We start from the raw sequence: 13,173 nt of genomic DNA on the forward strand, positions 1-13,173 counted from the left end.
CGCAAGTTGAGGCATTTGTGTAAGAGGCAGTGTACAGATAGACGCGATCTCACCGGGAGCGAGATCGCGTTAAGGTGTGAGGTTTAGCTCTGTTGTGCGGCCAGCCACTGGCGCAGGCGTTCGGGTTGCTGTGCGCCGCTCAGGCGAGCCTGTTCTTCACCATTGACGAGCCATAGTAGGGTCGGTAGCGTCCTGACCGCCAATTGCTCCGTCAGCGCAATGTGATGATCGGCGTCCAGATAATGACTTGGCAGTTGTCGGTATTCCTCGTTACCCAGAATCGCTTCTAACTGGCGATAGAGGCTTTTGCAGTGTACGCAGCGTTCAGCGCCAACTAACAGCAGCTGTGGACCACGTTGGGCTGCCAGTTCAGGCCAGTCGTCGTCGGTAAGTGGAGCAAAACGCTCGCGGTTGACGGCAAAGAGCTTCGGGCTGCGCTTGAGGTCTTCGCTGTCGGTCGCGACGCACAGGGCATCGCCGCCTTTTTTATAGGGGCGCGTGCCGTCGATACGAACCACGCTGGCGAAGCCGGGGGCGGCGGCACCGGGTTGACGTAGCTGGGTGTTGTCCGGGGCGATCACCGGAGTTTCCTGTGGGCGCGGTAGCTGGGGCACCCACTCGTAAGGTACGCGGTAAGCGCGGTACAGCATGTTGGTGTTCACCGTCTTGCCCCAGTAGGGGGAAATAAACTCCCAGACAATCTCGTGATCGACGGTCACTTCAAACAGCCGACCATTTGCCCCTTCGTTAATCAGCGTATTGCCGTTCGGCAGACGTTGGATATTGCTGATATACGGGCTGTAAAAACGGAAGGCGTCGGTCGGGTGCGGGATGCCCGCTTCGTACGGCGAATAGCGCCAGACAATATCCAGCGTTATCGGGTTGATTTCCAGCACGCGGGAATAGTCACGCCAGGCGTTTTTCACGCCGTCGGCCGATGCTGGGTTGGGTGCACCGTAGCCTGCCCAGCCGCCGTTATCAAACACCAGAATATTGCCCGCGCCCGGCAAGCCCGCGGGGATCATATGCGCGTGATGCTGACCGATAATCCAGCCGATGTGTTTGAGTTCAGGCGTGTTGTAATTCGGACCAAGCTGCCAGACGATATTGCCGCTCTGCTTGTCGATGATGGCGATGATGTTGGATTCGCGCGCGTCCCAGATGATGTTATCCGGGTGGAAACGGTTATCGCCCTGATCGAACCACGGATTGGGGCCGAGTGCTGACATGGAGTTGATGTGCATCCAGTCGCCCATCCCGCCGCCGCTTTTGCGCAGATTAGGATTGTTGTACAGCGCAGTTTTCGCGTCGTCATCAAAGCCCAGTTCATCGAAATGGTCGCTGCAACGCCATTCCCACAAAATGTTGCCCTCCCAGTCCACTTCGATGATGGTGTCGTCGAGCAGCAGCTTGTCGCTAATGCGTTCATTGTGCAGGTTGGTATGCGCCAGCAATAGCGTGTTGCCGCCGATCGACTGCGGTTCCTGACCCGGCGCGTAGTAGCCTACCGGATTACCGCTGCGCTGGTAGTCATGATGGACGCGCGCCATCCATTCTGGCGGAAGATCGGGATCGGTAATATGCTCATAGCCGTTGAATTTCCACACGACGTTGCCGTCCCAGTCCACCTGAATCAGATCGACCATGTCCTGCATGCCGTAGCGCGAGTCGCGTTCGCCGCTGTGCCCGAGGATGTAACCGCCGGGCAGGATCTTGTTGGGGAAGCCGTGCAGGCCTTCCCACAGGCGCAGTTCGGTGCCATTCATATCCACCAGTACCGCGCCACGTTCCAGCGCCTGAAAGACGGTGTAGCCGCTCCAAGCTTTTTCCGGGTTGTAAATCGTTGTGCCGGTCGGGTAGACGGAAGGGTGTCCCATAGTTGTGCTCCAGTATTTACGTGTTCAGAGAAGAGAAGTCGGCAGCCGTATCGGCAGGCTGCGTCAGCAAGGCGAGCAGCTCGCTGCACTGCTGATGAAAGGCCTGACTGTCTCGCTGGCGCGGATGCGGCAGCGAAATCGTCGCAATCTGGCGGATACGGCCCGGTCGCGGGGCCAGCACGACGACGCGATCGGCGAGATAGACTGCTTCCTCGACGTCGTGCGTGACCAGCAGCGTGGTGGTGCCTTCCGTTTGATGAATGCGGCGCAGCTCCTGTTGCATCTGCTGGCGGGTCAACGCGTCCAGTGCGCCAAAAGGCTCGTCCAGCATCAGAATGCGCGGATTGGCGACGAGCCCGCGTGCGATTGCCACACGCTGTGCCATGCCGCCGGAAAGCTGAGCAGGCAGGGCATCGGCAAAATCCTGCAAATGCACGAGCTGAATAAAGTGGTCGATCAGGCGCTTCCGTTCTTTGTCGTCGATGGCTTCATTCGCCAGCCCGAGCGCGATGTTTTGTCGCACCGTCAGCCACGGAAACAGGCGCGGTTCCTGAAACACCATGCCGCGCTCACGTCCGATACCGCGCACGGTTTTCCCTTCGACCAGCACGCGTCCCTGATAGTCGTTGTCCAGGCCGACCAGCATACGGAGCAGCGTGGATTTGCCGCAGCCGCTGCTGCCAACAATCGCCACCAGTTCACCGCTGTGAATCGACAGGGAAAAATCCTCAATCACCGTTAACGCCTCGCCCTGTACGCGAAACTGTTTACGAAGCCGATCGAACTGCACCACCGGCGGTGATTCGTCAAGGGTTGTGGATGTCATGCGATTTCTCCTGCGGAACGCCAGCGCGTCATCCGCTGTTCCAGACCTAATCCGACGCGGTCGAGCACCGCGCCCGTTAATCCAATCAACAGCATGCCGCTGATAATCAGGGGCATATCCAGTAGCTGCTGGGCGTTGATCATCAGGCTGCCGATCCCGGTGCCGGATGACATGAAATATTCTGCGCCGATGGTGCCAAGCCAGGCGTAAATCAGCGATAGACGTAAACCGGCGAAGATCGCAGGTGCGGCACCTGGCAGAATCAGCACCCGCAGGCGGGTCCAGAGACGGAGTTGCAATACCTGTGCGACTTCCTGTAACGCCTGAGAACGCAGGCGAATACCGCGATGACTGGCCACCAGCATGGGGAAGAATGAGGCCAGCGCGACAAACGTGATTTTCCCGGTTTCGTCGTTGCCAACCCAGGCAGTCAGCAGCGGTAGCCAGGCAAACAGCGCGATCTGGCGCAGCGTCGCGACCGTAGGAGTAAAGAGGGCATCGCTCGTGGCATTCAGCCCCAGCAGGACACCGCACATGAGGCCCGCGATAATGCCGCATACTGCACCGGCGAGCGCACGGGTCAGGCTGGCCTGCATCGCCTCGGTGAGCGAACCGTCACGGACGCCTTGCAGCAGCATGTGCCACACATCAGCGGGCGGTGGCAGCAGCAGCGGGTCGATCCAGCCAAAACGGCTGGCCTGTTGCCAGAGCAGCAGAAGCAGAAAGGGTAAAACCAGCGCGGATAAGCGGCGAGACGGTGCGGTAGTTAAGCGACTGAGCGGCGGGTGTGGCCAAAAGACCAGACGGCGTTCCAGTTGATTGATTGTCCACTCCATCGTCAGCCCTGCCAACCCAATCACGGCGATGCAGACAAACACAATATCCAGCTGAAACAGCTGACGTCCCCATACCAGCAGGTAGCCAATGCCCTGAGATGACGCCAGCAGTTCGACCACGATCAGCGACACCCACGCCTGCGAGAGCGCTAGCCGTAAGCCAGTTAACCAGGTGGGGAGCGCGGCGGGCAGCGTTAATTTGATGAGGCGCTGATGCCAAGGCAGGCGCAGCGTACGAGCGACTTCCTGTAGCGCATGCGGCACGTTACGCACGCCCGTTTGCGTATGCAGCGTCACCGGGATAATTACGGCCTTGATGATGACCGCGAGCTTTAAACCGTCATCAATGCCGAACAGCACCATAAACAGCGGGATCCAGCCCAGCGTTGGAATTTGTGCCAGCGCGTATACCGTCGGGTGCAGCAGGTATTCGGCACGACGCGAGGCGCCCATCAGTGCCCCAAGCAGCGTCCCCACCAGAACGCCTGCTAGCAGGCCGCTAGCCAACCGTTGCAGGCTGATAAAGAGCTGCGGCAGGAGATTGTTGTGCCAGAGTTCGACGGCAGTTTTAGCGACGACATCGGGAGCTGGGAGAATCTGGGCGGGCATCCAACCGTAGTGGGTGCTGATATACCACAGGGCCAGCAGCGCCAGCGGTACGATCAGTGGTACGACAAGCGACACGACTAGTGGCACGATAAGAGAATAGGCCCGAGTTATCGGCAGAGAAGGCCAGACGATCGTGGTTTTTTTCAGCGGTATCGACTTATTCATTTTATTCCCGAAAACCATCGCAGTTGGATGAATAGGGAATAAAAAACAGGTTTCGACGTTGAACGCCAATGCAATAAAGCGATGGTCGCCGTGCAATAAATGCATATGCGTAGCCCGAGCCCGCCATCCCTGATTTATGCTTTTTTCCGCTGAACAAACCTGTAAATGTTATTTAAGCCTGACGCCGACGGTTCGCTAGTTTCATGACAGATGAAACGAATTATTAAGGAAAACCGTATGCAACAAGCCACCCAGTTGATCACTGCCTCGCCGATAGCGGCATCTTCCCGCTGGCGCTGGGGGATGAAGCTATTAAGTACCGCCCTGTTGATGGGTGCTGCGCTCGTTTCCGCCGTTCAGGCAAACGACGCCGCCCCGCAGGATGCACAGAAGCCGACGGAGATTCGCATTGGTTTGCCGGATCAGAGTGCAGGCAGCAAACCCTTTATTCGCGGGCCGCTGGGGTTGGCGCACATTCGCCAGCAGTTGGAGAAGGAATTTGAGCCGCAGGGTATTAAAATTCACTGGTCGTTTTTTAAAGGGGCGGGCCCAGCGGTGAATGAGGCGCTGGCAAACAAGCAGCTGGATGTGGTGTATCTGGGCGATCTGGCGGCGATTATCGGTCGTTCGGGGAGTCTGCCAACGCGGGTGTTGGTCGGGTCACGCGGCTCTAATTCTTATCTGGCGGCGACACCGGAATCGGGCATTCAGCGTATTGAAGACCTACGCGGCAAGCGGATTGCGGTCTACAAGGGGACGGCCGATCAGCTGTCGTTTGAGCGTGCGATTAAAAGCGTCGGGCTGAACGAGCGCGATGTGCGGGTGATCAATCTGGACTGGACGGCGGGCAAGGCTGCACTGGCGGCCAGACGTGTGGATGCGGTGTGGGGCGGCGTCTCTCTGCTGGCGTTGCGTAAGCAGGGCATCAATATTGTGACCACCAGCCGGGCGCTGGGCTGGCCGAACACCACGCAGGCGGCGGTGCTGGCGACGCAGGACTTTATCGACCGCTATCCGGGCACGACGCAGCAGCTGGTGAATGTGCTGGTGGACAATGCGCAGTGGATCGGCGATGCGCAGCATCTGCCGGAATACACCGCGCTGATGTCCGAACAGAGTCAGATTCCGCAGGCGATTTTTCAGGAAGAGCTGAAAGCGGAAGATCTCCCTTTCCAAAGTTCGCCGCGTCTTGATCCATTCCTGCTCAGCAGCTTGCAGGACAGCATCGAACGGGCGAAAGCTGCCGGGCTGATTCGCAACACGTTCTCGGCCAGCGACTGGTTTGCCGGCCAGTTTGTTGACCGGGCGCTGAAAGCCAAAGGGCTGGAATCGAACTGGGCGGTGTATGACGCCAGCGGTAGTCCCACGAAATAATCACGAATGCGCTCACAGGGTCGGCAGCGCCGGAGCCGGTGAGCGCAGCCTGTCCTGCGCCAGTATGCTTTCGATCATCAGCTCAGCCAGCGGCGGCAGCGTTCTTTGCAAGCAGGTGACAATGCCGAAGCGGGTTTGCATATTCCCCCATTCCGGCGGCGTGCCCGTCAGCGGAATTTCTACCAACTGATGGCTTAATCGCCCCAGCGCAAAGCCATCTTCACTGGCGAAGCTGATGGCCTGCGTGTGCCGTAGGATGCTGAAGACGGAATAGATATGATCACACTGAATCTGTGGTCGATAATCGGGCTGGCGCGTTAACGCCGCCAGCACCTTGCGCATGCCAACGGGCATAAAAGGGGAGGCGAGCGGAAAGCGCAGGAGATCGTCCGGCGTCACGTTTGCCTGTTGCGCCAGCGGATGTGAGGAGTGGCAGATAAAGAAGCAGCGCTGCTGGCTTAATGGCTGTACGTGGAGGTTGGTTTCCATTTCGGCCTGCCAGGTATCGGCAACGATAAAAGGCCACTCGTCGGCCAGCAGCCGCTCACGCAGGGATTGCCAGTTATCTACGCTGTAGGTGACTCTGGCGCGCGGACGAAGGGCATGGAAATGCGCGACAGCTTTAGGGATCAGCGTGGTCGACGGTGCGGGGCCGCAGCCAAAGGTCAGCTCGCCTTCCTGCGCCTCGCTGATTTGCCTCATGTCGGTCATCAATTCCCAGGACAGCTCCTGCATACGCCGCGCAAACGGCAGCAGCGTATTGCCCTGCCACGTCAGCGCAAAACGGCGGCTCTGACGGTCGATAAGTGGATGTCCCATCGTTTGTTCCAGCGCCTGAATGCTGCGACTGAACGCCGATTGCGACAGGCAGACGGCCTCTGCGGCCTGTACAAAACTCCCATGTTCGGCCAGTGCAAGAAAATTGCGTAATTGCCGTAAATCCAGATGCATGTTGCAGCTACCTACCGTATCGATTTTCCCCACTTTTTAGGCGGAGGTCGGCTGGCAACGCAATGAACAAAACGTTATAACTTATAGCGAATAGATTGCTATACCCGTCATACTTCAAGTTGCATGCGCGTTGGCTTCACTCGGTCACCCGAATCACTTACTTGGGTAAGCTCATCGGGACTCCCTCACTTGCCGCGTTACGAGGCACATAAATGTACCTCGCCCTAAAGGGCCAACGCTTTGCGTTGTTCAAAACGCTGACGTTTTGTCCTGAAACTTGAATTCTTTAGGGTATATCGACCTTCAGGCCGCTGTCTGGCGCGGTCAGCGGCTATTTCGCCAGCGCACAGGAAAAATCCTGAATTTCTTCCACGGACCCGAGACTCATATTGAACACGTCAAGGTTGCTGGCGAGCAGTACCTTTTCGCCTGCTGGCGTGGAGACCATCGCGAGCCCGTATTTGCCGATAGATTCATCCCGCTGCTGGGCGTAGCGATCGAGAGTTTTGAACGGATCACTTTGCGTCAGTTCGTTCGCTGTGAGCGTTTTTGCCAGATAGACGTGCCCGTTGATTTTGACCGGCAGCGTTTTCCAGTCGCCAGACAGCGTCGGGAACTGCTGATTCAACGTTTGATAAATTTCCGGGCGCAGGCAGGCAATGTGGATATGCAGCTGGTTTTGCGTGCGGCCATAGCGTGAATTAATCGCCAGCGACAGATAGTCATCTCTGATCGGTTTACCTGCCTCGCTGGAGAGACGACCGCGTCGCGACCAGGCCTGCTCGAAGAAATTGGGTATACCTGGCTGCAAGAGTTCAGGGCTTTCGATGCCGCTGATTTTATCCGTTGGGAGCAGCAGATCGTGATAGGGACCGTTTCTGTCATCGAAGAGCACGTAGCCTTCTGCCAGATTGACTTCCAGACAGGGGGCCGGCTTGCCGTTGCGCTGCTGATTGGGCACGCATTGTTCGCTGACGATCTCCCACAGTGCATTGCTGTTTCCCCTCCCGAACGACCACCACAGCACGGCAATCAGCAAGACGACAACGGGAATCAGAAGGAGAAGGAGCTTATTACGCGTCATGATGGATCTCCGGCAGAATGCGGCTGGCGCAAAACATCAGGGTAAACGGATCATGAGAAAGTGGCGAGGGTCAGTATGGTGCAGGAGCGATGTCATTAATATGACCTAGCGGTAAAGGCAGAAGCCTAATCGGTAACGGATTGTAAGGGAATCAGCGGTAAGAGGCATGCGCGGTAAGAAGAAACGGCCTGCCGGGATGACAGAAAATCATCCCGGCAGGCCGTTATGCTACGGATGTGTGACGACAGAAGTCAGAACAAAATCAGAATAAATCTACCCGCACGTCTACGCCAACGGTTCGGCCTTCGTTGACCTGTGCATAGCCCGATGTACCGCTCATAAAGCCAAAGGTACGGTAGCGGCGGTCGAAAACGTTATCCACATAGCCGGCGATATTCACCCGGTCGGTAGCCTGCCAACTGAGGCGCAGGTCGGTTGTGGTATAGGTGCCCTGACGCAATGCATTGTCGCCGTCGAAGTAGTGCGGCCCTACCACGTTGAAGGCCAGACGCGGCATTAACGCGCCAAACGAGGTATCAATCAATCCGTTCAGGCTGGTGCCGGCACCGTAGCGCGGGACGAAGGGCACGCGTTTATCCTGATAGCTCTCACTGTCGCCCGTAAATTCAGAACGGACATAGGTGCCGTTGATATCCCATGACCAGTTGGGAACGAACTGCCACTTCAGCATCATCTCTACGCCGCTGGCGTCGGCACTACCTGCGTTGCTGAGCGTTTGCATACCGACCGGGCCGGAATACAGCTGCATATCACGCGTGTGGGTGTGGAACACTGCGCCCTGAAGCTGCACATCGCCGCTCTGGTAGCGTGAGCCGATTTCATAGTTAATCGATTTCTCTGCGCTATACGGAATGGCCTGCGTGCCGGCGGCAGGTGAATAGTTAAAGCCGGTTGGCTTGTAGCCCTGCGCGACGCGAGTATAGACACGCCAGTCATTATTCAGCAGATAGCTGGCGGAGAGCTGTCCCAGTACCTGATCGTCATCGACGCTATTGCGGTCGCCCACGTTCATGCCGGAGAACTGCTGGTGGTAACGGGTTTCGGCTTTATCGTGCGACACGCGCAGCCCGCCGCCCAGATCGATGCGGTCGGTCAGATGCCAGGTCAGATCGCTGTAGGCGGCTAAGGTCTCCGACGACGTATTGGCATTGCTCTTCATGAACGGAGAACCTGCCGTGCTGTAGGTCAGATCGAGTTTTTCACGCGTGTTCTGTCGGTAAAGACCGAACACCATATCCACCGTGCGGCCTGCACCGTGTGTCGCGGCACGCAGTTCCTGCACGTCCTGATTCCAGCGCTCCGGCATGTCGGCCATCAGCGTACCGTTCGGGAAGGTACGGTCGTAATTTTGCTGTTGCCACGCGCCGATCAGGCTGAAGATCCAGTTATCGGTGGTGTATTTTCCGCTTAGCGACTGGCTGTGTGTACAGCGGCGTAATGTCGGATCGGGGGCGCCCGCGGCGATCTCCAGTGTCCGATTTTTAGCATCGCCAAACGGCAGATAAGTATCCTGCGTGGCGCGCGTACAGTCTTCCGTCAGTGCCAGACTGGTTTCCCACGGCTGACCATCGGGTGCCAGTCGCAGTCGAAGATTCCCGACGCTGGACTTTGTCCCGCCGAGATTGTCGCTGCCTGTGGCAGGGTTGGTCATCGCGCCTGAATCGACCTGACGCAGCAGCGTAACGCTGCCGTACAGCAGGCCATCCTGAATGGGGCCGCTGAGGTTGATTTTGCCGTGATAGCCGTCGCGGCTGGCGACGCCGCCTTCGACATAACCACGCGGCGTGCTGTCCGGCTGTTGAGTTACGATGTTGATAATGCCGCCCTGTGCGCTTTTACCATACAGAGTCCCCTGTGGGCCTCGCAGCATTTCGATGCTTTCCACATCGGAGAGCGCCTGCACGGTGTTGGTGGCGAGCTGTGGTACGCCGTCCACGTAGACCGTCACCGCCGGACTGTAGAAATCCTGGGCGGAAGACACGCCGCGTAGTGAGATGGAAGGGAACAGCAGGCTACCGTTATTGCCGAGGTTCAGGCCGGGCATCACGCGGGTCAGCTTGTCGGTGCTGGTCACGCCAGCATCTTTCAGCTCCGGTGCCGTCACGACGGTAGAAGAGACGTTATTGGCCGAGGCGGAATAGGGCGACTGTTTGCTGGCGGTAACAACAAGCGTATCGTCCTGAGCAGCAAAGGCATAAGAAGAGAGAAACATGCCAGTTAAGGCAAGCGGATAAAGACGCATTATTTTCATTATTAAATCCCTGAAAAGACTAAAATTGCTGTCAACGTAACGGCTTTCATCACGACGCGCTGTAGTACGATACGGAAAGCTACAATACGGAAAGCTACAATACGGAAAGCTACGATACCGAAAGCTACGGTACGAAAAGCGCGTAAGACAGAGAATGATGAAAGTTAAATGATAATTGTTTGCATTTTTTGAGCTACCCGTATCGGGTCTATTTCAACCCGAATACAGCAGACTGCCTGCGAGTTTTCCCTTCCACTAATCCTGCCCCTGCTGGCTTGCTGTAGCTGGGGGAATCCCCTCTGAAAATAGGCGGGAAAAGCGCACTGATAGCCGTTTGGCGGGCCACAGGCTGGCGACGGCGAAGCAGGCCAGCACGCCCAGCGTGGTTTGATAGTTCGTGTGATGGGCTAACTGGAGCGCAGCAATCGACACGATCATGGCGACGGCAGCGTCGGTCGATTGGAACAGCGCATAGTCGGACACGGGCTGATGCGGTCTGACTAAGCCCATCAGGACGTTATATAGCGTGACAAACCCGATGGCGGCAGCCAGATTGACCACGCCAAAGAGCGCGATCCAGGCGTTCAAAGGATACAGCGGGTAGCCGACGGCCAGCACAATGGCTAACAGGGCGTGCACAACCATCACGGGCAGCAGGCAGCGCAGTGCGCCCATGCGTCGAATCAGGACATTGGCGAGCACAATCCCTACGCCGCTGACGGCGGTGCTGTACACGGTCATGATGATACCCAGTTGGCTCAGGCTAAGCTGTCTGTCGATCAGCATGACGGTCTGTAGCGCCATCATGCCGCGCATCGCCAGATAGAAAATGGCCGTGAAGGCTAATACCGGCCAGAGCGCTTTAAACGTCAGACGATTTAGCGTCGGGCGTGCGGCTTGCTGACTCTGACGATCCTGAGTTTGGCTATGCTGGATAGGGGATTGCTGGAGATAGCGCAGCGGCAGGATGAGCATCAACAGCGACAGCCCCGCCAGCGCGAAGAAGCCGCCTCGCCACCCGGCCTGTTCCGCAATACTCAGGAACGCATAAGAGCCGAACAGAATACCCAGATAGCTGCCGCCGACCTGCGCGGTATTCGCCAGCGCGCGACTGGTGGCGCTGGTGGTGCAAATCGTGATGCCGTCGGCATAGATATCGTGGCTGGCGGAGAGCAGTGCCAGCAGCATCAGCGCAATGATAATAGTGAGGACAGAGTGCTCGGGGGAGATGACGCCAATCACAACCAGCGTTGCCGCCATCGCGATCTGGAGCAGCACCAGACTGCCTAAATAGGGATTGCCGCGCAGGGGAAGTGCGTGACGCTCGCCCCACGGTGCCCACAGGCATTTGGCAATCCACGGCAGAAAGGTCAGCGACAGCCAGCTTAGCTGCGCTAGATCCAAACCCGCGTGGCGAAAGTAGCCCGCCACGCCTTGCATAATGAGGGCGGTGATCATGCCCTGATGGAGGTAGAAACACCAATAGGGCAGATAGCGTGTCATCGAATTGTGCGTCATGGTTTACTGCAATCCAGCAGCGTTATCGCCAGCGCCTGTGCTTCAAGCGAGGTGGCGACGACAAAATAGGCATACGGCGCTTGCCCAGACTGCGCCCAGTTCTCCGCCCATTCCACGTACTTTTGCCTTTTGGCTTCGTCGCTTTCGATACGAATCGCACCCGCACAGTATTGCTGTTGCAGGCTGACGTTATCGCGTGTCCACTGAAGGTAAGCATTCATAAAGACGGGGGAACGATGGGGCAGGTCGGCACCCGTCATACAGAGTACAAAACGTTCTTGTGCGGCATACAGCTGAACGATCTGCGCCATATAACCAGCGGATTCATCGTCGGGCACCTGTTCTGGCATGTGTAAGAAGACCACCGGCCAGGCGTCTGTATCAAGGAAAGGATGTGGCGTTGCAATGGAATCGGGCATGGCGGTTTCTCCTGCTTATAATGGAGAAAATGATAATCATTCGCTGTTGCGGCGCTACCCGAATCCAGTCTATTTGTACCCGTATCGGGATGAACGGGGGGCTGCTAAATGTTCAGGCGCTTGAAAGCAGAAGGCGTGACGCCGAACTGCTTTTGGAAGGCGGCGCTAAAGTGGCTGGCGTTGGCGTAGCCCAGATCGGTGGCAACCACCATGACGGGCGCACCCGTGACAAACAGCCGACGCCGTGCTTCCTGCATACGTTCGGCCTGAAATAGCCCATAGATACTGTTATTGAAGAGTTGGCGGAATCCGCGTTTCAGCTTGAGTACGCTTAATCCGGTTTCTCTGGAGAGCATGGCGATAGTGGGGGCTTGTGACAGATCCGCCAGCAGCAGATCTTTGGCCCGCAGCAGCTTTTGGCGATCGGCCAGGCTGAGCGTGTCCTGCTGCGGAACGGTGTCGGCATGTCCGGCGACGGCGAGGCTAACCAGAATCATGCTTTGCCCCAGTAGCCACAGCGGCGCATGGCGGTTTTCGCCGGCCTGCTGCGGGTGCGTCAGGCTGGACAGCGCATGGCTTAACACCTGAGCGGTTGCCCGCATTTCGGCATTGCAGTCGCAGCGGGTGCAGAGTCGGCCGGAATCCAGCTGCTGTCGCAGATTACCGGTGAGATCCGGTACCCAGTTAGCCAGTAGTTCAGGGCTCAGCGACACCGTGACGCTTTCAAACCGTCCGGCGTAGGACGACGTGCCCTGACAGTCCGGGGTGTAGCTAATACAGCCCGAATCTTGCTTCAGCACGTGCTCCCGTCCCCGATCGCCTTTCAGCGAGAATTGCGAATCTCCCTGCAACGAACAGGAAAAATTGATGCGTCCCCAGTCGTCGTGCAAATGCATGGTTGTCGGCTGCCGGAACTGCCCACGCCACACCAGAATATCCAGCCCTTCCTGAAGCGTCGCGCGCAGCAGGCTACAGTCCGCGCCGGTATCCGGCCGCACGACGTGCAGCTCCGCGATCAAATTCGAAATGGTGACTTCAGGCTCGCTGGTGGCTTTCAGTGGGGAGGCATTCAATGGACAGACTCCTGAAGATACGGGTTGCGGTTATCGAACGATCATCGCACCGCAGTTGATGACAGAAACCCGTACCGATTCGGGTAGAAATCGGCTCGAATCGGGTAGATACGCAATTGAGAATAGTTATTATTCCTGACTTTATTGCCGCCGTCGAGTTGATTTGCTT

The 13,173-nt window shown here is 57.5% G+C and carries 10 protein-coding genes; 1 reads left to right on the forward strand and 9 read right to left on the reverse strand.

The genetic code is table 11. The features are described from left to right. Nucleotides 1-83: 83 nt before the first annotated feature. The 3 genes from NXT09_RS00430 to NXT09_RS00440 are packed head-to-tail and all read right to left on the reverse strand — an operon-like array spanning nucleotide 84 to nucleotide 4,313. Nucleotides 84-1,877 (reverse strand): aryl-sulfate sulfotransferase, encoded by a 1,794-nt coding sequence (locus NXT09_RS00430; RefSeq protein WP_268578476.1) that lies wholly within the window; start codon nucleotides 1,875-1,877, stop codon nucleotides 84-86. A 16-nt stretch (nucleotides 1,878-1,893) separates the two neighbouring features. Continuing rightward, on the reverse strand, nucleotides 1,894-2,703 hold the full coding sequence (locus NXT09_RS00435; protein ID WP_268578477.1) for an ABC transporter ATP-binding protein: 810 nt from the start codon (nucleotides 2,701-2,703) through the stop codon (nucleotides 1,894-1,896). Beyond that, on the reverse strand, nucleotides 2,700-4,313 hold the full coding sequence (locus NXT09_RS00440; protein ID WP_268578478.1) for an ABC transporter permease: 1,614 nt from the start codon (nucleotides 4,311-4,313) through the stop codon (nucleotides 2,700-2,702). Before NXT09_RS00440 ends, NXT09_RS00435 begins: the two co-directional genes overlap by 4 nt. A gap of 237 nt (nucleotides 4,314-4,550) precedes the next feature. On the opposite strand from NXT09_RS00440, the gene NXT09_RS00445 reads away from it, so the two are divergent. Further along, on the forward strand, nucleotides 4,551-5,687 hold the full coding sequence (locus NXT09_RS00445) for an ABC transporter substrate-binding protein (protein WP_268578479.1): 1,137 nt from the start codon (nucleotides 4,551-4,553) through the stop codon (nucleotides 5,685-5,687). Nucleotides 5,688-5,699: 12 nt separating this feature from the next. On the opposite strand, the gene NXT09_RS00450 is transcribed toward NXT09_RS00445, so the two are convergent. From NXT09_RS00450 to NXT09_RS00475, 6 genes are all read right to left on the reverse strand, one after another. Next, the gene (locus tag NXT09_RS00450) at nucleotides 5,700-6,638 is read right to left on the reverse strand and encodes a LysR family transcriptional regulator (protein ID WP_039320420.1); all 939 of its coding nucleotides are present in this window, start codon (nucleotides 6,636-6,638) and stop codon (nucleotides 5,700-5,702) included. A gap of 331 nt (nucleotides 6,639-6,969) precedes the next feature. Further along, nucleotides 6,970-7,722 carry a CDP-diacylglycerol diphosphatase gene (locus NXT09_RS00455; RefSeq protein WP_268578480.1) on the reverse strand — a complete coding sequence of 251 codons (753 nt, stop codon included), beginning with the start codon at nucleotides 7,720-7,722 and terminating at the stop codon, nucleotides 6,970-6,972. A gap of 262 nt (nucleotides 7,723-7,984) precedes the next feature. Next, nucleotides 7,985-9,994: a TonB-dependent siderophore receptor gene (locus NXT09_RS00460; protein ID WP_268578481.1), complete on the reverse strand. Its 2,010-nt coding sequence runs from the start codon at nucleotides 9,992-9,994 to the stop codon at nucleotides 7,985-7,987. Between the two features lie 255 nt (nucleotides 9,995-10,249). Then, nucleotides 10,250-11,512 (reverse strand): MFS transporter, encoded by a 1,263-nt coding sequence (locus tag NXT09_RS00465; protein WP_268578482.1) that lies wholly within the window; start codon nucleotides 11,510-11,512, stop codon nucleotides 10,250-10,252. Then, a complete protein-coding gene (locus NXT09_RS00470) occupies nucleotides 11,509-11,931 on the reverse strand; it encodes a hypothetical protein (RefSeq protein ID WP_205551166.1) in 423 nt (140 codons plus the stop codon). The genes NXT09_RS00465 and NXT09_RS00470 overlap by 4 nt, the downstream gene beginning before the upstream one ends. Nucleotides 11,932-12,035: 104 nt before the next feature. Beyond that, nucleotides 12,036-13,004 carry a helix-turn-helix transcriptional regulator gene (locus tag NXT09_RS00475; protein WP_306417418.1) on the reverse strand — a complete coding sequence of 323 codons (969 nt, stop codon included), beginning with the start codon at nucleotides 13,002-13,004 and terminating at the stop codon, nucleotides 12,036-12,038. Nucleotides 13,005-13,173 lie beyond the last annotated feature (169 nt).

The organism is Pectobacterium jejuense, from assembly GCF_026800125.1.
In the GTDB taxonomy this organism is placed as follows: domain Bacteria; phylum Pseudomonadota; class Gammaproteobacteria; order Enterobacterales; family Enterobacteriaceae; genus Pectobacterium; species Pectobacterium jejuense.